Origin of the sequence: Acinetobacter sp. NPDC052428 (genome assembly GCF_044547685.1) — a bacterium.
Classification (GTDB): domain Bacteria; phylum Pseudomonadota; class Gammaproteobacteria; order Pseudomonadales; family Moraxellaceae; genus Acinetobacter; species Acinetobacter lwoffii_G.
Genome location: NZ_JBIUAT010000003.1, coordinates 96,054 through 118,455 on the forward strand (window position 1 = coordinate 96,054; position 22,402 = coordinate 118,455).

The 22,402-nt window shown below is 43.3% G+C and carries 21 protein-coding genes; 16 read left to right on the top strand and 5 right to left on the bottom strand.

Features of this window, described 5'->3' with window-relative positions:
• Positions 1-7: 7 nt before the first annotated feature.
• The gene (gene clpP, locus ACIG3F_RS03555) at positions 8-613 is read right to left on the bottom strand and encodes an ATP-dependent Clp endopeptidase proteolytic subunit ClpP (protein ID WP_004647427.1); all 606 of its coding nucleotides are present in this window, start codon (positions 611-613) and stop codon (positions 8-10) included.
• A 194-nt stretch (positions 614-807) separates the two neighbouring features.
• The gene (gene tig / locus ACIG3F_RS03560) at positions 808-2,139 is read right to left on the bottom strand and encodes a trigger factor (RefSeq protein ID WP_086044917.1); all 1,332 of its coding nucleotides are present in this window, start codon (positions 2,137-2,139) and stop codon (positions 808-810) included.
• A 265-nt stretch (positions 2,140-2,404) separates the two neighbouring features.
• Here tig and ACIG3F_RS03565 point away from each other — a divergent pair, with 265 nt between their 5' ends.
• The 8 genes from ACIG3F_RS03565 to rdgB all read left to right on the top strand — a co-directional run bounded on the left by ACIG3F_RS03565 (position 2,405) and on the right by rdgB (position 13,185).
• The gene (locus ACIG3F_RS03565; RefSeq protein WP_005103165.1) at positions 2,405-4,582 is read left to right on the top strand and encodes a TonB-dependent receptor domain-containing protein; all 2,178 of its coding nucleotides are present in this window, start codon (positions 2,405-2,407) and stop codon (positions 4,580-4,582) included.
• Between the two features lie 308 nt (positions 4,583-4,890).
• Positions 4,891-7,122 carry a TonB-dependent siderophore receptor gene (locus tag ACIG3F_RS03570; RefSeq protein ID WP_005103163.1) on the top strand — a complete coding sequence of 744 codons (2,232 nt, stop codon included), beginning with the start codon at positions 4,891-4,893 and terminating at the stop codon, positions 7,120-7,122.
• A gap of 71 nt (positions 7,123-7,193) precedes the next feature.
• The gene (locus tag ACIG3F_RS03575) at positions 7,194-7,877 is read left to right on the top strand and encodes a Fe2+-dependent dioxygenase (RefSeq protein WP_005103162.1); all 684 of its coding nucleotides are present in this window, start codon (positions 7,194-7,196) and stop codon (positions 7,875-7,877) included.
• Positions 7,878-8,304: 427 nt separating this feature from the next.
• On the top strand, positions 8,305-10,002 hold the full coding sequence (gene leuA, locus ACIG3F_RS03580; protein WP_005250679.1) for a 2-isopropylmalate synthase: 1,698 nt from the start codon (positions 8,305-8,307) through the stop codon (positions 10,000-10,002).
• Positions 10,003-10,114: 112 nt separating this feature from the next.
• Positions 10,115-11,275 carry a homoserine O-acetyltransferase gene (locus tag ACIG3F_RS03585; protein WP_004647421.1) on the top strand — a complete coding sequence of 387 codons (1,161 nt, stop codon included), beginning with the start codon at positions 10,115-10,117 and terminating at the stop codon, positions 11,273-11,275.
• Entirely contained in the window at positions 11,275-11,868 is a 594-nt protein-coding gene (gene metW / locus ACIG3F_RS03590) for a methionine biosynthesis protein MetW (protein WP_004278415.1), read from the top strand. Before ACIG3F_RS03585 ends, metW begins: the two co-directional genes overlap by 1 nt.
• The gene (locus ACIG3F_RS03595) at positions 11,865-12,455 is read left to right on the top strand and encodes a tetratricopeptide repeat protein (protein ID WP_004647420.1); all 591 of its coding nucleotides are present in this window, start codon (positions 11,865-11,867) and stop codon (positions 12,453-12,455) included. Before metW ends, ACIG3F_RS03595 begins: the two co-directional genes overlap by 4 nt.
• A gap of 103 nt (positions 12,456-12,558) precedes the next feature.
• A complete protein-coding gene (gene rdgB, locus ACIG3F_RS03600) occupies positions 12,559-13,185 on the top strand; it encodes an RdgB/HAM1 family non-canonical purine NTP pyrophosphatase (RefSeq protein WP_004647419.1) in 627 nt (208 codons plus the stop codon).
• Positions 13,186-13,300: 115 nt separating this feature from the next.
• Here the strand turns inward: rdgB and ACIG3F_RS03605 are convergent, their stop codons facing one another.
• Positions 13,301-14,182 (bottom strand): hypothetical protein, encoded by an 882-nt coding sequence (locus ACIG3F_RS03605; protein WP_005103155.1) that lies wholly within the window; start codon positions 14,180-14,182, stop codon positions 13,301-13,303.
• Positions 14,183-14,368: 186 nt separating this feature from the next.
• Between ACIG3F_RS03605 and tatA the strand changes: the two genes are divergently transcribed.
• From tatA to ACIG3F_RS03625, 4 genes are all read left to right on the top strand, one after another.
• On the top strand, positions 14,369-14,587 hold the full coding sequence (gene tatA, locus ACIG3F_RS03610; RefSeq protein WP_004729524.1) for a Sec-independent protein translocase subunit TatA: 219 nt from the start codon (positions 14,369-14,371) through the stop codon (positions 14,585-14,587).
• 9 nt (positions 14,588-14,596) lie between these two features.
• On the top strand, positions 14,597-15,019 hold the full coding sequence (tatB, locus tag ACIG3F_RS03615) for a Sec-independent protein translocase protein TatB (RefSeq protein ID WP_005103153.1): 423 nt from the start codon (positions 14,597-14,599) through the stop codon (positions 15,017-15,019).
• Positions 15,016-15,792 carry a twin-arginine translocase subunit TatC gene (tatC, locus tag ACIG3F_RS03620; RefSeq protein ID WP_005103151.1) on the top strand — a complete coding sequence of 259 codons (777 nt, stop codon included), beginning with the start codon at positions 15,016-15,018 and terminating at the stop codon, positions 15,790-15,792. The genes tatB and tatC overlap by 4 nt, the downstream gene beginning before the upstream one ends.
• A gap of 188 nt (positions 15,793-15,980) precedes the next feature.
• Positions 15,981-18,311: a PhoX family protein gene (locus tag ACIG3F_RS03625; RefSeq protein WP_396469400.1), complete on the top strand. Its 2,331-nt coding sequence runs from the start codon at positions 15,981-15,983 to the stop codon at positions 18,309-18,311.
• Between the two features lie 75 nt (positions 18,312-18,386).
• On the opposite strand, the gene ACIG3F_RS03630 is transcribed toward ACIG3F_RS03625, so the two are convergent.
• On the bottom strand, positions 18,387-19,169 hold the full coding sequence (locus tag ACIG3F_RS03630; protein ID WP_005103148.1) for an NRDE family protein: 783 nt from the start codon (positions 19,167-19,169) through the stop codon (positions 18,387-18,389).
• A gap of 93 nt (positions 19,170-19,262) precedes the next feature.
• Between ACIG3F_RS03630 and lgt the strand changes: the two genes are divergently transcribed.
• From lgt to ACIG3F_RS03645, 3 genes are all read left to right on the top strand, one after another.
• Positions 19,263-20,072 carry a prolipoprotein diacylglyceryl transferase gene (gene lgt / locus ACIG3F_RS03635; protein WP_005103147.1) on the top strand — a complete coding sequence of 270 codons (810 nt, stop codon included), beginning with the start codon at positions 19,263-19,265 and terminating at the stop codon, positions 20,070-20,072.
• Between the two features lie 92 nt (positions 20,073-20,164).
• Positions 20,165-20,557: a hypothetical protein gene (locus ACIG3F_RS03640; protein ID WP_005250664.1), complete on the top strand. Its 393-nt coding sequence runs from the start codon at positions 20,165-20,167 to the stop codon at positions 20,555-20,557.
• Positions 20,550-20,936, top strand: a complete 387-nt coding sequence (locus ACIG3F_RS03645; protein WP_086044124.1) for a hypothetical protein — start codon at positions 20,550-20,552, stop codon at positions 20,934-20,936. The genes ACIG3F_RS03640 and ACIG3F_RS03645 overlap by 8 nt, the downstream gene beginning before the upstream one ends.
• An 18-nt stretch (positions 20,937-20,954) precedes the next feature.
• On the opposite strand, the gene ACIG3F_RS03650 is transcribed toward ACIG3F_RS03645, so the two are convergent.
• Positions 20,955-21,470 carry a hypothetical protein gene (locus ACIG3F_RS03650; protein ID WP_004729511.1) on the bottom strand — a complete coding sequence of 172 codons (516 nt, stop codon included), beginning with the start codon at positions 21,468-21,470 and terminating at the stop codon, positions 20,955-20,957.
• A 418-nt stretch (positions 21,471-21,888) separates the two neighbouring features.
• Between ACIG3F_RS03650 and ACIG3F_RS03655 the strand changes: the two genes are divergently transcribed.
• Entirely contained in the window at positions 21,889-22,380 is a 492-nt protein-coding gene (locus tag ACIG3F_RS03655; protein ID WP_086044125.1) for a lipocalin family protein, read from the top strand.
• The last annotated feature ends 22 nt before the right edge of the window (positions 22,381-22,402 follow it).

Consider the following 22,402-nt stretch of genomic DNA (forward strand, 5'->3'; position numbering starts at 1 on the left):
TTAAAACTTATGGACGTTTAGTTAAAACTTCGTCCACAAGACCGTATTCTTTCGCTTGCTGCGCAGTCATAAAGTTGTCACGATCTGTATCACGTGCCACTTTTTCGTAATCCTGACCGCTATGTTCAGCCATTAAACGGTTTAAACGCTCTTTAATGAACAGGATTTCACGTGCATGAATTTCAATATCTGAAGCCTGACCACGGAAACCACCCAATGGCTGGTGAATCATGACACGGGCATTTTCAAGGCAATAACGCTTGCCCTTGGTACCGGCATTCAGCAGGAACGCACCCATTGATGCTGCCTGACCCATGCAGTACGTTACGACATCAGGTTTGATAAACTGCATGGTGTCATAAATCGCCATACCCGCAGTTACCGAACCGCCTGGTGAATTGATATATAGATGAATATCTTTATCTGGATTTTCCGCCTCTAAAAACAACATTTGCGCAACGATCAGGTTCGCCATGTTGTCTTCAACTTCGCCCGTCATAAAAATTACACGTTCACGCAAAAGGCGTGAATAAATATCAAAAGAACGCTCACCACGAGAGGATTGTTCTACCACCATTGGCACTAAAGCGTTTTCAATCGTTGGAACATACATACGTTTATTTATTCCTAAATTTTTTGTGACCTAACCCATAATCACAATATGAGGTATAATCACTGAAATTGCAAAAAATTCGCCAACAAATCCATTATATTTTTTGCATTAGTTTTGTGAAAAACAGAAATGCTTTTTTCAGGCATCAATATGAAAAAAAGGCGCATTAAGCGCCTTTTTTATCGAAAGCTAAATTAGCCTTGTTGACGAGCTTGCTGCTCTTTCAATAAGTCTTCATAGCTTACAGTCGCATCAGTTACTTTAGCAGAAGCCAAAATGTAATCAACAACTTGGTCTTCTAGTACAACTGCTTCGATTTGAGCACGCTGTTGCGCATCGTTTTTGAAGTATTCGATCACTTCGTTTGGATCTTCGTAAGAAGAAGCCATATCTTCGATGTACGCTTCAACACGTGCAGCATCTACTTCGATTTTCGCATCAGCTAAAACACGGCTTACAAGTACGCCAAGTTTTACAGATTTTTCAGCTTGTTCTTTGAACAATTCGTCTGGAAGCATGCTTGAATCAAATGCTTTCGCACCTTGAGCACCAAACTGCTGTGTGAACTGCTGGATCATTTGTTGACGTTGACGGTCAATTTCTTGAGCAAGCATAGCAGCTGGAAGTTCAACTTCGTTTGCAGCTACAAGTGCATCGAAAGTCGCGCCTTTAACCTGGTTGCGAAGGCCATTCTTAACTTCACGTTCCATGTTTTTACGAACGTCAGCTTTTAACTTCTCAATGCCTTCTTCTTCAGATACACCGAAGATTTTCAGGAATTCAGCATCGATTTCTGGAAGTTTTTGTTTTTCAACAAGCTTCACAGTGATTTTGAATTGAGCTTGTTTACCAGCAAGGTTTTCAGCTTGGTAGTCTTCAGGGAAAGTTACATCAATCACTTTCTCTTCGCCTTTCTTCATACCAACGATACCGTCTTCGAAGCCAGGGATCATACGACCAGAACCAAGTACTAGTTTGAAGTCTTCTGCAGAACCGCCTTCAAATTTTTCGCCGTCGATTGAACCTTCAAAATCAAAAGTTACTTGCATGTCTTTTTTAGCCATGCCTTTTGTTTCAGCCCAAGAAGCGCGTTGTTTTTGAAGATTTTCAATCATCTTCTCAACATCTTTGTCATTCACTTCTGAAGCTTTGCGTTCAACTTCCAAGCCTTCGAATTTCACGTCAACTTCTGGATAAACTTCAACAGTCGCTTCATAAACTAAAGCGTCGTCTTTCATTTCAGTTTTTTCAATGTTCGGCATGCCTACGGCATTGATTTTTTCTTGCTGGATCGCTTCGAAAACTGTATCACGAATGATGTCGTTGACAACTTCTTGGTAGATACCAGCGCCGTATTCACGACGAACGACGTTTACAGGCACTTTACCTGGACGGAAGCCGTTGATCTTCGCAGTTTTAGCAGTGCGTTTTAAACGAGCTTCAAATTGCTCATTAATACGGCTCGTCGGTACAGAAACATTTAAACGACGGGCAACGCCCGAAACCGCTTCAGAAGTTACTTGCATGGCTTCCTCTATATATTTGGTAATAACAGGTTTATAAAAATGTGCCACATTATATGACAACATTTAAGGATATACAAAAAATACGCGCGAGTTCCAGTTTTTAAGTCTTTTTTATTCGAATTGCTACCCTTTCAAATATTCAGTCAACCCCACTTAAATGCAGAAAATGTATATTTTTTATTGCAAATGATAAGTACTATCATTAATATCCAGTTTCTTATTTGAGCAACAATACTAATTTATTCTTCGGTTCGGGAATTTGGTCATGCATAGTTTTAGTCTTCGTCCGCTTACATTGGCAATTTTTGGGGTCACAGCAACATCTGCTTTTGCAGAGACAAATAGCCCCTCCAACATCCCAACTACCACCTTATCTACCATTGTAGTTTCTGCATCGGGGTTTGAACAACAATTAAAAGATGCCCCTGCCTCAATTAGCGTGATCACTCAAGAAGATATTCAACGTAAGAATGCCACCAATATTGCTGACCTGTTGGTTGATGTCCCTGGAGTGGATGTGCGTAATGGCGTAGGCAAAACTGCAGGACTAAATGTTAGCATCCGTGGTATGAACGCTGATGATACCCTTATTTTGATTGATGGCCGTCGTCAAACCACTTCTACCGATGTTACCCCGAATGGTTTTGGTGAAGCAGCGACAGGCTTTATGCCCCCTCTTTCAGCCATTGAGCGTATTGAAGTCATTCGTGGACCTATGTCTACCCTCTACGGTTCAGATGCCATGGGTGGTGTGATTAATATCATTACCAAAAAAGTTTCAGACGAGTGGAATGGGAACGTTACTGTCAGTGGCAACGTTATGGAGCATGGTACTGAAGCAGATTCTTGGAAAACCAGCTTCTTGGTGAATGGTCCATTGGTCAATGATGTGCTTGGTCTGCAACTTCGCGGCAGTTATTATGACCGGGGTCAGTCTGAGCGTGTCGAAGGTTCAACTGGCCGTGATCCACGCCCGACCACCGCACATAATTATGATGTAGGCGGTAAACTTACATACAAAGTAGATGATCAAAATGCCTTGTGGCTTGACTCATTCTACAGCCATCAAAACTATAAGAATGAAGACAATCGTTTAGGTACTTTAGATACTGCAACAACAGCAAATGGTTATAAAGATAAATTGATTTTTGATCGTACCCAGTTTGCAATCGGGCATGATGGCGACTATAGCTTTGGTCAGTGGAATACTTATATCAGCCACTCAGAAACTGAAACCAAAGGTCGTACGATACCTTCAGCTGCATTACCCGTCGGAAATGCACAAATTGGTGCAGATCGCGTGTTAAAAAATACCGATTTAATTGCAGATAGCCATATTATTTCAACTTTAGGTGCGCATAAGCTCACTGTGGGTACGGAATACAAAGAGCAAACCAATAAAGATAATATCGCTCTGTATTCGACTGGTGTAGACGAATTCGATAAAAAATCCTGGTCAGTTTATGCTGAAGATGAATGGCGTCTTTTGGATAGTTTAAGTTTAACCTATGGCGGTCGTTTTGAAGACCACTCCGGTTTTGGCGGTCATTTTAGTCCACGTGCCTATCTAGTCTGGAATACCAATGACATGCTGACTGTGAAAGGTGGCGTAAGTACAGGTTATAAAGCACCTTCTGCGAAAGCCCTTTATGACGGCGTTGTTGGCCTCAGTGGACAGGGACAAAACCTGACATTTGGTAATCCGGACTTAAAGCCTGAAACCTCAACCAACTATGAATTAGGTTTTAATTTACAGCCGACAGATGATATCAATTTCACGGCAACCGGTTTTTACAACCAGATTAAAGATGCAATTGTTTCAGAGAATCTTCCTGTATCCGCTGAATGCTTGACTGCAAGCTCATGTTCAACCAGCGTGAATGCGAATAAGGCCAAAGTTTATGGTGCAGAAGCAACTTTGCAATACAGCATTTTGCCTGAATGGGATATGAAAGCTGCCTATACCTATACCAGAAGTGAAATTACGAATGGAGAAAACGAAGGCACTTATTACAATAACCAGCCACGTAATGCGCTTAACCTGACTTCAACATGGCATCTGGTGCCTGCTGTAGACCTATGGTTACAGTACGAATATAAATCTGATCGTCAACGCTTCCTGACTACGCCAACAGCACCTGCTTCAGGTTTAGGCTCAAGCGACTATGAAGAATATAAATTATTTGGTGACAAGTTAGCGGGCTATAGCGTATTCAACCTCGGTGCAAGTTATACCGTCAGTGATCAATTACGTCTGAATATGGCTGTGAACAACCTGCTGGACAAAGATTTTACCGAAGGTGCAAAATCATATGAATATTTAGACAACCGTGGTCGTCTACAAACTGCTACTGGTTATAAATATTTAGATATTGGTTCTAGTACAACAGGTACTTATATTCCAGGCCGTAACTACTGGTTATCTGTTTCATACGACTTCTAATATAAAAGTCATGATTCAAAACCCTGCTTCGGCAGGGTTTTTTATCACTCAATGAGTACTCCATGAAACCTCCCTAATTTGTGCCCTTTTATAAACATCATTATTCTCAATAAAAAGCCAGCAATCCGCTTTCTTTATCAATACTAAATAAAATCAAAAACTTAAATACTTATTGTTATATCATTACATTTAAAATCTCATTTAATATTTTCTTAAAGATCATGAATTCCTATGACAAAAGGATAAAAATAAAAACAAGAATCATTATTATTCGCATACATTTTTAGCATTCATTTATTAGGTTTAACATGACCTTCATTAAAACACGTAAAAAAATCGTTTCTTCTGCAATTGTTTCATCTTTATCAATGGTAGCTGCATCTGCGATGGCAGAAGAACAGGTGATCCAGTTAGAGACGATTCATCAAGAAGTCAAAGCTGAACAAACACCCAGCTTAAAAGTAGATCAATCTGCGAATAGCAAATTTGTTGCGCCTTTACTCGATACCCCAAAGTCAGTTTCAGTGATTTCAAAACAGCTGATTGCAGATACACAAGTGACGACTTTAGCTGATGCACTGCGTACAGTTCCGGGGATTACCTTGGGCGCAGGTGAAGGTGGTAACCCAAACGGTGACCGTCCTTTTATTCGGGGTTATAATTCTGAAAGTTCCATGTATGTAGACGGCGTACGCAACGCCACTTCACAGAACCGTGAAATGTTTGCTGTCGAACAGGTTGAAGTCACCAAAGGTTCTGCATCTGCTATGGGCGGTGCAGGAACGACTGGTGGTAGTATCAACATGATTTCTAAAGTTGCTAAAGCGGGTGACTTTCTAGAAGGTTCTGTCGCGGGTGGTACTGACAACTATCAACGCATAACCTTGGATGGCAATAAAGATTTTGGAAATGGTATAGCAGCACGTGTGGCCGTGATGGGTCACCATAATGAAAAAGCTGGCCAGAAAAATGGTGCCGAATATAAACGTGCCGGTATTGCACCGAGTATTGTATTTGGTCTGGACACCCCTACCCGCGCGACTTTAAGTTATTACTATTTAAAATCGGATGACACGCCGGATTCAGGTGTTCCTTATAAGTATGATGCGGCAAAAAAAGCCACCATCGGTAAACCTGTTGATGTAAAACAGGGCATTTATTATGGTTTATTAAGTCGTGATTTCCAGAAACAGGAAAATCAGATCGGCACCATTAAACTGGAACACGATTTAACGGATAACCTGACCCTGAGTAATACAGCGGTATATAGCACTGCCAAAAATGACTACTTATGGACCCAGCCAGATGACTCCAAAGGTAACGTGCTAAATGATAAAGTCTGGCGTCGTATAAACTCACGTATTACTGATACCAACATCTTTACCGACCAGCTTGCTTTGACAGGTAAGTTTAATACAGGTGCATTCAAGCATAGCTTTAATATAGGTGCAGAGTACTCAGATCAAAAATCTGACAAAGGTAACTACTTAACAAGTTATCCAGGCTATCCAGGTACCACCACAGGTGGTTTCAACAGCGACTGTGCTATCAACGATGCATGGTGTACATCATTAACTAATCCAGACTCACGTAATCAATGGTTGGGCTCTTCCGCAGCCAACAAAAATCTCACGACAACCACGACCGAGACTACATCTGTCTATCTCTTAGATAATATCGAGTTTAGCCCGCAATGGTTATTAGATTTGGGTTTACGTTGGGATAAATTTGATACCAAGCAAACCACAAATGCGACTGGCGACTCTATTGAAAATAATACCGACTTCCTGACCTATCAGGCTGGATTAATCTTTAAACCTGTTGAAAATGGTTCTATCTATGCAAGTTATGCGACTTCTGCCAATCCGGTCGGTGTAGATGGCGGGGATGGTTCAGAAGCAATTGGCCAAGCCTATATGGAATTAGATCCTGAAGAGAGCCGTACCTTTGAAATCGGCACAAAGTGGGATGTGTTAAATGAAAGACTGAGTTTAACCGCTGCCGTGTTCCGTACTGAAAAACAAAATACACGGATTCAACTGGATGCTGCTACATATACCAATGGCGGCGAAACCCAAGTAGACGGTCTTGAGCTGGGCGTAAATGGCCAAATTACAGATAAATGGGCTGTATCTGCTGGTTATACTTATCTCGACAGTGAAACTGTGAACCCGGGCCCATCCTGTAACCGTCAAGGGGTATGTACACCTGACAACCCTGCCAAAGGTAAGCAAATGCAGAATGTACCTAAAAATTCTGCAACCCTGTGGACTACCTATGCTGTAACACCTGCTTTAACTTTAGGTGCAGGTGCTGTTGCAATGGATAAAGTTTATGGTGATGCAGCCAATACCAAGTGGGTTCCAGGTTATGTCCGTTATGATGCTATGGCGCGTTATAACGTGAATGAAAATGTTGATTTGCAATTAAACGTCAATAACCTGTCTGATGAACGTTACTTCACCAAAGCTTATGCCTCTCACTATGCCACTGAAGCAGAAGGCCGTAGTGCAGTGTTAGCAGTCAACTTTAAATATTAATTCAATATAACCGCATAGCCTCCTGATGGGGGCTATGTTATTTTTAAAATACGATTATTCAGGGGTTTCTCGTGCTGCATCATATTCCAAATGTACTGAGCAAAGAACAGGTGCAATATTTCCGTGAGGAGATGAATAAGATTGAGTGGGTCAACGGCAAAGTTACCGCGGGTACACTCTCTGCAACGGTGAAACAGAATCAGCAACTGCCTGAAGATCATTCCCTGACCCAGCATTTAAGCACAATCATTCTTGAGTCTCTGGGACAGCATGCTTTATTTTTATCAGCGGCGATTCCACTGGATATTATTCCTCCCCTGTTTAACCGCTATGAAAATAATGAATCTTTCGGCTTTCATGTCGACAATTCGATTCGTCGTATTCGCGGCAGCAATGAACGCCTTAGAACGGATTTATCCTGTACGGTTTTCTTGAGTGAGCCGGAAGAATATGTCGGTGGTGAACTGGTGGTTGAAGACACTTACGGTTATCACGAAGTAAAATTGCCTGCCGGCGATATGATTTTGTATCCATCGACCAGCTTGCATGAAGTCACGCCAATCACTGCCGGTTGTCGAATTGCTTCATTTTTTTGGGTACAAAGCATGATCCGTGATGATGCAGAGCGGCATATGCTGTTTAATCTGGATCAGAGTATTCAAAACCTGAGAATGCAGCTGGGCGATCAGCATGCAGAGGTCATGAAACTGACCAATCTGTATCATAATTTAATGCGTAAATGGGCTGAACTTTAAAAGATGCCCTGACGTCAATGATCTTTGAAAATCATTGGATTTATTTTTTATTAAAATATACTGCGTTATGGCACTATTGAACGTAATAAATAACGAATTATGCCCAAATAGAGAAAATATAAAATACAATATTTAAAATAAGTGAAAATATTTCTCACCACTTGAACTTTATAAGAAAATCTTTATTACCATACGACTAAAATCCATAAAAATAGCAAAAACTTTTCGGGATAAGTGGATTAAACTTTAAATTATAAGTAAGGCATTTAGTGCATTTGGTGAAGCTAAACCACCAATATTTAGACCATATTTCAGGTTTGAACCAGACTGTCACTAAAACCCAATGAATAGACAAAATCTATGCCGCTGACCCACGCACCGCTTTAACCAAGATTACGGTACCCAAGTTAGCATAAGGAGCTCTCTCATGATGTTGGCTGATCCAAGTAAAAAATACCGTCGCATGTATCAACGTGTGGACTTACCAGACCGTCAATGGCCGAACAATGAAATCAACAAAGCGCCAATCTGGATGAGTACCGACCTGCGTGACGGTAACCAAGCGATCTTTGAGCCAATGAACATGGAGCAGAAATTCAAGATGTTCCAGATGTTGGTGAAAATCGGTTTCAAACATATTGAAATCGGCTTCCCGTCAGCATCTCAAATTGACTTCGATTTCACCCGTAAATTGATTGAAGAAGGTCATATTCCGGATGACGTTTATATCGAGGTCTTGGTTCAGGCACGTGATCATTTGATTCAGCGTACCTTTGAATCTTTACAAGGTGCGAAACGTGCCATTGTACATATCTATAACTCTAACTCGCCGACATTCCGCAATAAAGTCTTGAATGTTGATGTTGAGGGTGCAAAACAGTTAGCCATTAATGCTGCACAAAAAGTGAAAGAATATGCCGCAAAACAGCCGGAAACTGAATTCGTATTTCAGTACAGCCCGGAATGTTTTACTGCAACCGAATTAGAAGTCGCAAAAGATGTCTGCGATGCCGTCACTGAAATCTGGGAAGCATCACCGACCAATAAAGTGATCTTGAACTTGCCTGCAACCGTAGAAGTTTCAGGCCCACACATCTATGCCGATCAAATCGAATGGATGCACCGCAACATCCAGCGTCGTGACGGCGTGATCATTTCAGTTCACTGTCACAATGACCGTGGTTGTGGAATTGCCGCTTCTGAATTGGCAATTATGGCTGGTGCTGACCGGGTTGAAGGCTGTGTGTTTGGTAATGGCGAGCGCACCGGTAACGTCGACGTGGCTGCGATTGCCTTGAACATGTATACCCAAGGCGTGGCACCGAATTTAGATTTCTCCAACATCAATGAAATCATTGCGACTGTGGAAGAATGTACCGGTTTACCTGTGCACCCGCGTCATCCATATGCCGGTGATTTGGTGTTTACTGCATTCTCGGGTTCGCATCAGGATGCCATCAAAAAAGGTTTCGAGTTCCAGAAAAACGAAGAAATCTGGGATATGCCGTACTTGCCAATCGACCCGAAAGATTTGGGCCGTGACTATGACGCAGTGATCCGTGTGAATTCACAGTCAGGTAAAGGTGGTATTGCCTACTTGTTAGAATCCAACTACAACGTGATTTTGCCGCGTCGTTTACAGATTGAATTCTCTCAGATCGTACAAAAACGTACCGATGAGCAAGGCACTGAAATCAGTGCGACTGAAATCTGGAAGTTGTTCAAAGAAACTTATGTGGATGCTAAAAACGTTCACTATTCTGCGAAAAATTACAAATTGTCGGATGACAATGGCAATCAGGTGATTGAGCTTGATCTTGAAATTGATGGCCAGTCACGCCGTGTTCGCGGTGAAGGCAACGGTCCAATTTCTGCGATTTTAGATGCACTTCAGTTACCGATTGATGTTGTAAACTATGAAGAGCGCAGCATCAGTTCGGGTGCTCATGCCAAAGCCTTGGCCTTGATCGAACTTCAAGTGAAAGGTACCGGTAAATCTGCCTTTGGTGCAGGAGTACATGACAACATTGTGACCTCTTCCATTGAAGCAATTATTGCCTCGACCAACCGCCTAATTGATCAGGGTGTGTTAAGCACCGATCAGGTGATTGCTGCTGCGGTCTAAACGGCGGTATTAGAATTTGCGATAATTCATAGCACTAAAATGACTTTAGAAGGATACCGGCAAATGGTATCCTTTTATTATTCATACTAAAGATTTAAGGCGAATCCTCCCCGTGTCTTTTCCAGCTGACTCAGTGGGCATTGTTGTCCCACAAAAGTTCCAATTTGAAGAGCCGTTAGAGCTTGAATGCGGTCGCATCCTCCCACGTTTTGAACTGATGGTTGAAACTTATGGCGAACTCAATGCCGATAAGTCCAATGCCATTCTGATTTGTCATGCCCTTTCCGGTCATCACCACGCTGCTGGCTATCATCATGAAGATGATAAAAAAGCCGGTTGGTGGGATTCATGTATTGGTCCCGGCAAAGCCATTGATACGTCAAAATTCTTTGTGGTTTCACTGAATAATATTGGTGGCTGTAGCGGTTCTACCGGCCCGATCTCGCCCAACCCTGAAAATGACAACCGTCCTTATGGCCCCGATTTTCCATTGGTTACGGTACGTGACTGGGTCAAAACCCAAGCCCTGCTCTCTGATCGTTTAGGAATTGATACCTGGGATGCCATCATTGGCGGTTCACTGGGTGGCATGCAGGCATTGCAATGGTCAGTGGATTATCCAAACCGTTTAAGAAAATGCGTGATCATTGCCAGCGCTCCAAAGCTTTCTGCACAGAATATTGCTTTTAACGAAGTGGCACGTCAGTCGATTTTGTCAGACCCGGATTTCCATAATGGTCGTTATCTGGAAAATGACAGCTATCCTAAACGTGGCCTGATTCTGGCACGTATGGTCGGCCATATTACCTACCTGTCCGAAGAAGCCATGAAGCAGAAGTTTGGCCGCGATTTGAAATCAGGCAAATTTATGTATGGTTTCGATGTTGAATTTCAGGTCGAAAGCTATTTGCGTTATCAGGGTGAACAGTTCAGCCGTAACTTCGATGCCAATACCTATCTGATCATGACCAAGGCACTGGATTACTTTGATCCGTCGCGTGAATATGAACAGTCGCTCAAAAAAGCCATGGCCAATACCCAGTGCAAATTCCTGGTGGTGTCATTCACCACTGACTGGCGTTTTACCCCTGCCCGCTCGCAAGAAATCGTGGATGCCTTAATTAGCAACCATAAACCTGTCAGCTATCTGGATATTGATGCGGAACAAGGCCATGACTCCTTCCTGTTCCCGATTCCGCTCTATGTAAAATCTTTGCGTGCATTTCTCGGGGGTGAAGAACACCTGAAAGCAACACCGAAGGAGACCATATAATGCGTATCGATCAACAACTCGCTGAAAAGTGGATTAAGCCCGGTTCTAGCGTACTTGACCTCGGTTGTGGCGATGGTGAACTGCTGGCACAAATGAGTAAAAAGCACGATATTCGTGCATACGGATTAGAAATTGATCAGGAAAAGATTGCAATTGCGGTCAGTCGCGGGTTAAATATCATCCAGCAGGACTTAAACCTCGGCTTAAGCCGCTTTGCTGACCAGTCTTTTGACAATGTGGTCATGGCACAAGCTTTGCAAGCTGTAGATGCGCCTGACGTATTATTACGTGATATGGTGCGTGTGGGGAAACAGGCCATTATTACCTTCCCGAACTTTGCGCACTGGAAGACCCGGTCTTTCTTGGCAATCAAAGGGAGAATGCCGGTTTCTGAAGCCTTGCCGTATATGTGGTATAACACCCCGAATATCCACTTATGTACATTTCGTGATTTTGAAGCACTTTGTGCGGAAAATAATATCAAAATTATTAATCGACTCGCTGTGAACGGGAATCAAGAAGATAGTTTGCTGAGCAAGCATCTCCCTAATCTATTTGGTGAAGTCGCAATTTATCGAGTGAGCGCGCTATGAAAAAATTATTATTAAGTACGACGCTACTGGCGGGACTTTTTGGCATGCAAGCCCATGCAGATTATGTTGCACCTAGTCCATCTGTTGCCAGTCAAGCGGCTCAGTATTCCATCATGGATATCAACAGTCTGACCAAAGCAGCGAAAGCTGGTCAGGCCGGCGCACAGTTTTATCTGGCCACCAAATACCAGTATGGTAAAGACATTCAAAAAGATGAACGACAGGCCTTTGCCTGGTATAAAGCTGCTGCGGATCAAGGTCTGGCAGTTGCCCAGCTGAATGTCGGCCGTATGCTGGCAGATGGTATTGGCACCAGAAAAGATGAAGCGCTGGCGCGTCAGTATTTTGAAAAAGCGGCTAGCCGTGGCGATAACCGTGCCAGCTTTAATCTGGCAATGATGGAAGAGAAAAAGAAAAACTATATGGGCGCTTACCAGTGGTATGAACTGTCTACCCGTGATGGCATGCTCGACAATAAAGTGATTACGCTGTCGGAAGGCAGAAAAACTGCCTTGGCAGCGAACTTAACCCAAGAGCAGATCCGTCAGGCGCGTGATCGTGCCGACAGATGGATTCAGGCACAATAAGCTGAATGGTATAAATAGCACCTTCGGGTGCTTTTTTATTGCCGCAAGTTCCTGATCCATTGCTAAAATAGTACTCATTCTTTATCTAATAATGAGTTTTAACATGGCTGCAACTGACTGGTTATCCGAAGGCACACTGGTATTGGCGAGTAATAACAAAGGTAAAATTGCCGAGTTTGAAAAACTGTTTGCCGAGCTACAACTCCCGGTTGAAGTCGTGGCTCAAGGCAAGTTGAATATCGAAGATGCCATCGAAGACGGTTTAAGCTTTGTCGAAAATGCCATTATTAAGGCCCGCCATGCCGCTAAAATTTCCGGAAAACCTGCTATTGCAGATGATTCAGGCATTTGTGTGCCAGTTCTTGGAGGCGTTCCCGGCATTTACTCGGCCCGTTATGCTGGGGAACATGGCAACGATACCGCCAATAATGAAAAACTGCTAGCCGATCTCAAACCCTTACGCCAAGATGGTGAAGCAATTGAAGGCATGTTTGTTTGTGTACTGGCACTGGTCCAACATGCCGAAGATCCCTTACCGCAAGTCTTTCAGGGTATCTGGCACGGGGAAATTCTGGAAGCTGCACGTGGTAAAAATGGTTTTGGCTATGACCCGTTGTTCTGGTTACCGGAACTGGGAATTTCCAGTGCAGAAATGAGCAAGGAAGAAAAGAATAAAATCAGTCATCGTGGTCAGGCGATGCAGTTGTTTAAGAAGAGTTTGGCGAAGTAAGTTCCTCCTCTCATTACCCCCTCTCCCTTTGGGAGAGGGCTGGGGTGAGGGATTTTTAAAATACATCTCTCCCCTTGCGAAACAGCGTTTCTCATCTCCTAAAAAGAGAGGGAATCTATAGCGTAGGCATCAACGCATGCACGATTACCCCATATAAGGCAATCAAGATCGCGCTGGCCAAAGTTCCCGAAGCAATATATTTGGCGGAATGGCCCGTTCCCTGATAATGGGTTTCCAGTGCCACAATATTGGCTGCAGGCGGCAATAAAAAGAACATCAGCAGTACCGCATAGGTCAGCGTCTGCTGCGGAATAGGTAAATAATAATAGGCGGCAACACACAGTAAAACAGCAAATAGCCCACGACAAAAAATAAGTTGCAGACTGCGCATTAAATCGAAGCGGCTGATCCGCACATTGCTCAGCCACATTCCCAGCACACACATGCCGCTAAAAGTGACCAGTACTTTATTGGCCTGATACAGTATCTCTATCCAAGGCACTTGCTGCCAATGACTCAAATCCCAAAATGACAATAAAGCTGCCATCGACAAAGCGACCACCGGAGGTGAGAACAACACATTTTTTAAAATATAACGCGTGTCTTGTCGGGCTTCACTGACTGCCATTACTGCGCAGACATTGCCAAACAAAGAACCACCAATATACAGCGCCACCACGGTACTGGTCACTTGTGGACCAAAAACTGCCAAGGCAAAAGGAATTCCCAGCCATGCCCCATTTAAATAGCTCAGGCATAAGGCACGCAGTTTATTTTTCAGGATGAAATAAAACAAGGCAAAGAATACGCAGGAACAGAAAAAGCTGAAGGCAATCAGCCACAAACTGCCCTCTTGGTAAAACACCATATTGTAAATAATCAGTACCGGAATCAGGACACGGGCCAGTAAAGCCGCCAAGAAAGGCCGAATCGGTTTTAAATATTGCACGCCCCAATAACCGGTCAGAAAAGACAGGAGCGGAAGAATCAAGGCCATGACAGTGCTGCTGAGATTTCCATATCAGGCCATATGCTAGCACAGCCTGGTTTTGATCGAATCATAGAATTTTTGATATGGACGATTCATCGCACTGATGCTGTGTCGGCAAACTGTCATTAAAGCGTCACTGCATTGTCATACAAGCCTGCTGAGATAGGTGCATGAAATATGGAGGATAAAATAATGGCAGGATTATCAATTTGGCATGTGCTGATTTTTGCAATTGTGGTGATTTTATTGTTCGGTACATCGAAACTTAAAAATCTGGGTAAAGACGTCGGCGGCGCGATTAAAGACTTTAAAAAATCAGTCAAAGATGAAGAGGCTGAACAGGCCAAACTTGCAGAGCCACGCACCATTGATGCCCAGGTCAAAACTCCTGAACATTCGGTTAAAAGTTAAGAGTTCGCTATGCTCAATATCGGAATGACCGAGCTGCTGATTTTCGGGATTATTGCGCTTTTGGTCCTTGGGCCAGATAAGCTTCCGGAAGCAGTACGTTTTGTCGGAACATGGTACGGCAAGATCAAGCGTATGGTGAGCAACGTTCAGAATGATCTTGATCGTGAATTACGCCTGTCCGAGCTACGTGAACAGATGCAGGCTGAAATGCAGCGGATTCAGGAACTGGAAGCCAAGATGCAGGCACAAATGACAGATTTGCAGCAGCCGATTGCAGCTGATCAATTAAAAATAAAACCTCAGTCTGCTCAGCCCTTGCTCAGCTATCAGCCGGTGATACAGCCTGTATCTCCCGTGTATTTACCCAAGCCTACAGCAATTCAAACCGTGATTTCAGAACAACGTTATACAGAAATGAAGGTGGCCGTATGACATCCTTACCGACCACACCAGCCTCAAATGAGGCTGCAACGCTGAATCTTGAACAGATGCCGATTACCCAGCATTTGATCATCTTAAGAAAGCATCTGTTTAAAGTGGTTGCTGTCCTGATTGGCCTGTTTTTCTGTTTGTTGCCCTTTGCCAATCAGACTTACCAGTGGTTGTCTGAACCGCTGCGTACACAGCTACCCGCCAGCTCGACTATGATTGCTACAGATGTCACTGCAACCTTCATGGCACCTTTTAAGCTGAACTTCTTTGTCGCGCTGATGATCGCGATGCCGTTTATCCTGTATCAGCTCTGGACCTTTATTAAGCCTGCGCTGTATGCCAAAGAAAAGAGCCTGGCCTTGCCACTTTTGATCGGCAGTATCGTGCTGTTTTATACTGGCATCAGCTTTGCATACTTTGTGGCATTGCCCTCAATTCTGCATTTTTTTATCAGTGTTTCGCCTGAAACCGTAGCCCCGATGACCGACATCAACAGTTATCTCAGCTTCTGTTTAAAACTGTTTCTGGTCTTTGGTTTTACCTTTGAAATCCCGATTATTACCCTAGTTCTGATCTTGATTGGCGCAGTTTCAACACAAACCCTGGTCGAGAAACGGCGCTTTATTATTGTCGGCTGTTTCTTTGTAGCAATGTTCGTGACCCCACCGGATGCCCTGTCGATGATCATGCTGGCTGTCCCGATGTGGCTGCTGTTTGAACTGGGTTTGTTGGCAGGAAAACTGATTGAAAAGCGTCGTTTAACCGATCAATAATAACAAGAATCCAAAAACAAAAAGAATCGTATTTAACTCAGGCAGCCTTGGCTGTCTTTTTGTTTAAATTTACACCAATATATTGATTTATTTAACTTTATTGAAATATAGACTTAACCATTTTGTCATACTTTAGGTCTAATTTGTTCATAACTTTATAACCAAGCCTTTTTTGCTAGGAACTAAAAATGACATACCAAACACCCTATCATGAAGATCAAGAGCTAGATAATAACAACTCAAATAACATGCACTTTCGTGATATTTTAGAGCAGCGTATTTCTCGTCGTAGCTTAATTAAAAAAACAGCTAGTGGCGCTGCAGCATTGGCTTTGGCTTCTAGCCTGACCGCATGTAGCGATGACGATGATAATGCAAATATTGGGGATGATGAGAACAAACCAACTCCTCCAGCGGACAACAATGTACGTCCAGAAAAATTAAGCTTTAGCCCGGTGAAGAAAAACCTGGATGACTGGGTTACTGTTCCTGAAGGCTATACAGCCACTGTCCTCTATGCAATGGGTGACTCGATTCATCCACTTTACCCAGACTGGAATGATAGCGAGGTTCCATCGGGTCCAAGCTTTCAATTCCGTGCGGGTGACTGCCATGATGGTATGAGCTATTTTGGTTTAAGCACTAAAACTGGCCGTTATGAGGAAAATGCATCTGAGCATGGCCTGCTGGTGATGAACCATGAATACATCAATCAAACTTTTTTACACCCTAAGGGTGCAACTAAAGTAGATGGTCGCCGTCCAGAAGATGAAGTCATTCGTGAAGTGAATGCACATGGTGTTTCAATTGTGCATGTTAAGAAAAATACAGAGTCTCAGGCTGTTGAAATTGTAAAATCATCTCCCTTTAACCGCCGTATTACGGCTTCAACAGTGATGGATTTTGCTGGGCCGGTAACGACCTCTCCATTAATCCACACAGCTTTCTCTCCTAACGGTCGTCAAACTCGCGGTACACAAAATAACTGTGGTAATGGCTATACACCATGGGGTACATATTTAACTGCCGAAGAAAATTTTATTGGTTATTTCCAACGTTCAGGAACAGACCAGTATGCAGCACGCACTGAAGCTGAAAAAATAGCACTTAAACGTTATGGCTTAGGTTTAGAGATTTCTTATCAAACTGAAAAAAATGCCGACGGTACAGTTAAACGTGATGAGAAAGGCAGCATCATTTATATTAAAGATGCCTTTGGTGAAAAAATCCCTGAACTGGATGACCAAGGCCGCACTATTTATTTAGATAAATCTTCTCGTTATGCCTGGGAAACAGCGCCAGCAAGTCTTGAATCACAAGATATGTATGACCGTTGGTCAGCGGACGTTACTAAGGCGTCAGCAAGTCAAGACTATCGTAATGCACCGAATACCTTTGGCTGGATTGTAGAGATTGATCCATTTGATAGTCGCTCAAACCCAGTAAAACGTACAGCTTTAGGTCGTTTTGCGCATGAAGACTGTCGTGCTAGCCATGCCGTTGAAGGTCAACAGTTTGCCTTCTACATGGGCGATGACTCACGTGGTGAATACATTTACAAATTTGTCTCTGATGCAAAATGGGATCCAAAAGATATCAATACCGGCTACCGTGCTGGTGACAAATATATGAATAACGGTAAGTTCTATGTGGCCAAGTTCAATGCAGATGGAACTGGTCAATGGATTGAACTTGCTCATGGTAAAAACGGTTTAACTGCACAAAATGCAGTATATCCATTTAGCTCTGATGCAGATGTATTAACTTTTGCACGTTTAGCAGGCGATGCCGTTGGTGCAACGAAGATGGACCGCCCTGAATGGGTAGCTGTTAACCCAGAGAATGGTGAGGTCTACGTTACCCTGACCAATAACAGTAACCGTGGCAATAACTCGGCACAACCTGTTGATGCTGCCAACCCACGTAATTACTCAGATCCTGAAGGCGGTAAAGGTAATGTGAATGGCCATATTATTCGCTTTAAAGAGGAAAATACCACATCAGAAAGCTTTGAATGGGATATCTACTTGTTCGGTGCTGAAGCATCGATGGATGCCAATATCAACCTGTCTGGCTTAAATGATAATAATGATCTGTCTTCACCAGATGGTATGTGGTTTGACCCTCGCGGTGTACTCTGGATTCAGACTGATGACGGCGCTTATACAGATGTAACCAACTGTATGATGCTGGCAGCATTACCTGGACAAGTTGGTGATGGTGGTGTAGTAACAACCTCTAATGGTCAAGCAACAATTGCTGGTGCCAAAGTGACCGATGAAAATCTACGTCGCTTCCTGACCGGTCCAGTAGAGTGTGAAATCACTGGTGTCACCATGACACCGGACTACAAAGCAATTTTCATCAACGTACAACATCCGGGTGAAGATTCTAAAAAATTTGATGCTCCAACCAGTAACTGGCCTGCCAGCCAAACAGATCGTTCGAACAAGACAGCACGTCCACGTTCAGCAACTGTTGTGATTACGCGTAATGATGGAGGCACCATTGCTAGCTAAGTAATTTTTTGTCTAACTTCAAAAATTTAGATAATTTTTTAAAATGCCGACATCTGTCGGCATTTTTTTATTCCATTATTTTTGCAGAGCAATGATTTTCTCAATGGTATGACCTGCGGTTGCACCTTGTTGTGACTTTTCAATCCAGTGCCATTGTTGAGGCTGCATTCTCAAAAAATTGGAACAGCGCGTGCCATAGGCTGGGCTTTGAATAAATGTCGAAGACAGCAGATGTTCCATTTCAATCGAAATCCCTGTTTCGGGTAGTAGTTCAGGAATCACTTTACGTTCATCTTCCAGAATATCCCACACGGCATAACAGAGATCCGACTCAGGTATATCGGGATGCTGCATCATGGGCAGGAATTCCTGGGTAAAGCGCTTGCGTAAGTGACGGGTCTTTTCCCAATGCTCAGTCAGCAAACCATTGGATACCACATATACACCGTGCGCCAACACTTGCGCTGCTTCACCACGGTTGCTCATATAGACCGCCTGCTCTCGATCACCGACAAACAGGTTAAAGCCTGCATAGTCACATTGCTTTTTTTCCAGTTCCTGGGCAAACCGAATTGGTGTTAATTCAGCTTCAAGAAAATCCTGAAGAATATGACCGCGTGAAGTCGGATAAGACTTTTGGTCCTGCCCATCTCTAAAATTGGTAATCACCGCCCATCTTCCTGCCGCCGTCACTCCCATCCAGGTGCCGCCTGACTGCAGATCCTGTCCGGCAATAATCGGACTATTTTCCCATTCATGCAGTGCCTGTGTAGGCCGCTGATAGAATTCATCCCGGTTCGAAATCAGACATAACGGGGCCTGATCTAGAACCCGCCACGCCAATGCCACGATACACATAATTTACGCTCTCGATCTTTACACATTGAATGTACAACATTTTTCTTTGCTTTAAGCTAAAATCTGTGCAAAACAGAATCACAAGGAACAGGAATGCTAACCTATCCCAATATTGATCCCGTCGCGATTTCGCTCGGGCCCTTACAAGTCCACTGGTATGGACTGATGTACTTACTGGCATTTTTATTTGCCTGGGGATTGGCGACGTTTCGCGCCAAACAACGTGGCTGGACACCGGATATGGTGTCTGACCTGATTTTCTTCGGTGCACTCGGTGTGATCATTGGTGGCCGTGTCGGTTATGTCTTCTTCTACGGTTTTTCCCAGTTCCTGGCCGATCCTTTATGGCTGTTCCAGATCTGGACCGGCGGTATGAGTTTCCACGGCGGTTTCCTCGGGGTCATTCTGGCCATGTTGTGGTGGTGTAAGAAATATAAGATGACCTGGTTCCAGACTCTGGATTTTATCGCACCTTGCGTACCGACAGGCTTGATGTTTGGCCGAATTGGTAACTTTATTGGTGGCGAACTGTATGGCCGTCAGGTCACCGACCCAAACTTTGCCTGGGGCATGATCTTTCCGACCGATCCCCTGCAACTGGTGCGTCATCCATCTCAACTCTATCAGGCGCTGTGTGAAGGCCTGATCCTGTTTATTGTCTTATGGTGGTTCAGTTCCAAGCCTCGTCCACGTATGGCAGTTTCTGCGCTGTTCCTGATCGGTTATGGCCTGGCACGTTTTGTGGTTGAATTCTTCCGTGAGCCGGACAATGGTCAGCTGTTTATTGGCTGGATGAGCAAAGGACAATTCCTGAGCCTGCCAATGATCCTGATTGGCTTGTGGATGATGTGGTATGCCTACCATAAGAAAATATATGATTGGGGTTCAAACAAAAATAGCTAAGAAAATCGCGTAATTTAGCGAGGCAAAGGCCTCGCTTTTTTATACTCAAAATATGCTAAAGTGCCGATTATCTCTTCTATTCTTTCATTATTATGCTTGAGTTCTGGTTTAATCCGCAGGTATCTGTTCTCAAAAAACTGTTGATCTTTATTGTGATTGCAGCGACAGCTGCAGGCTTGTACTGGATGGAACCACTGCCCTTAGATTCGATTTTGATGTTTGTCGGTACCGGCATCATTTTTCTGATTTGTCGTTACTGCAAAATCCACTTTGCCAGCAAAAACCCGACCGGTTTGCTGTATAGATTACTGACCTGGATTCCAATTGCCTTATTGATTGCTTTAGTTTTTATGAATATGCAACAGGGCGAAATCCTGATTCCGGGTGCACAAGGCATTGCATTTATGGCACTGGCGATTTGCCTATTTTCACCATTGTCGCTGCTCAATCAAAACAAATCAGATTCGGGTTCACCCCATGCTTGAATTTTGGTATTCCGAACGCTGTAGCCGTCAAATCAAACTCATCGTCATCATCGCGACCTGTATTTTGATTTATACAGCATCAACTGTAGCCCAGTTAGATCCAGTATTTGTTGGGGTGAGTTTAGTGATTGGAATTGTCATGCATTTACTGCACCATTTCCGTCTGAAAATTTCGAAATCCAATCCCTATGCAAATGGCTTTAGCGCCTTGAGCCGGGTCATTCCCATCATTGCCTTAATTACCCTGTTTGGCTATTTGCCCGAACAGCGCCAGCAATGGGGTAAATTTGCCTTGGGTCTGCAATGTCTTGGCTTTGCCGCGATTGGATTATTTATCGTTTCAATCTATGAAAGCCGTGCGAAGCGTTTTGAGGACTGATCACTTCGCAGTGTTTTCTTAGAAGTAAGTTTCCAGACGATAATAACTATAAGTCACGTTTTTATTGCGATAAACCGCATGATCTCGCTGTTTAAAATCCGATACCCAGGCACTACCTGAATAAGCCGCGATATGTCCATATTTATGGCCCTGAGTACGGTCAATAATATAGATATCGCCTTTTTTCGGCCGATCAAAAGAAGCATTAATTTTCTTATAGCCCAGCTGCATCAGGGTACTTCCCCAATCTGCCGCTGCGACCGGATGATTCACAATTTTCGCACCCGAGGATTGCAGACCGACACGAATACTGCGCGCACATTTCTGTGTACTGGTATTTCGGGTAATGCCTTGCAGATAACTGGTAAATTTCTCGATATTGATACGATGGCCATTGCTTACGCCTGAAGCGTTACGGACAGTAGCTTGCTGGGATGACTTTTTAGGTCTTTGCTCCGATTGGGAACGCACCATGATATTCGCTTGGACAGGAGCATGTACTTCGCTCATGTTTACTTGATGATCATAGATCATGCCTTACCAACCGCTCCTAGCCTGTAATTTAGGCTTTCATATTGTTAACAAGCCGAGAATACTAGTCGTTTAAATGTTATCTTTCACATTAAAAATGTAAATAAATTTGTCTATTTTTGCGGCATTCAAATTAAGCCGTTCTTTCTAATACAGTTACAAAACCCATCATCTTTGCAAAAAAAATGTAAAGCAAAGCCAATTCCAATGCCTTGCAAAGCTTTTTCAGCCTGAAATACGCAAAATGAGTCCTTATCTTTTTCTACTCAAACGTGTGGATTTAATCTGTAGCTCGGCCATTTTCAGATAACATTTCACCACATGATTACATCATTTTGAGCTTTACCGCCTGTATTACACTGATGCGGCATTTTTAAACCTTGAACTAAACTTTAAATATTGAACTAAACAGAGAAGAAAAATGAGTCAGACTTTAAGTACCGTTTCAAATTTTAATTTAGAACAATATTTAAGTACCTGGTATGACATTGCACACTTGCCGATGAAGCACCAACCTGAAGACAGCACCGATATTTCTGCTGTCTATAGCTTGAATGAAAATGGCAAGGTTCGGGTTCAGAACCGTTGTCTGGATGGTTATGGCAAACTGGATGAAGCCATTGCTGAAGCGACCATTATCGATGCAGAACATGCCAAGCTTGAAGTCAGCTTTTTACCTGAAGGCCTGCGTTGGATTCCGTTCACCAAGGGTGATTACTGGGTATTAAAAATCGATCCAGATTATCAGACCGCGCTTGTAGGCGAACCGAATAAAGAATATTTATGGCTACTGCATCGCGGTACCAGTCTGGATGAAACCATTCAACGCGAATATTTAAGTTATGCAGAATCCTTGGGATATGATCTGTCTGATCTGATTCATACAGTTCATACGGGCAATAAAACCGCTTAAGTCTTTTTAGCAATGAGCACCC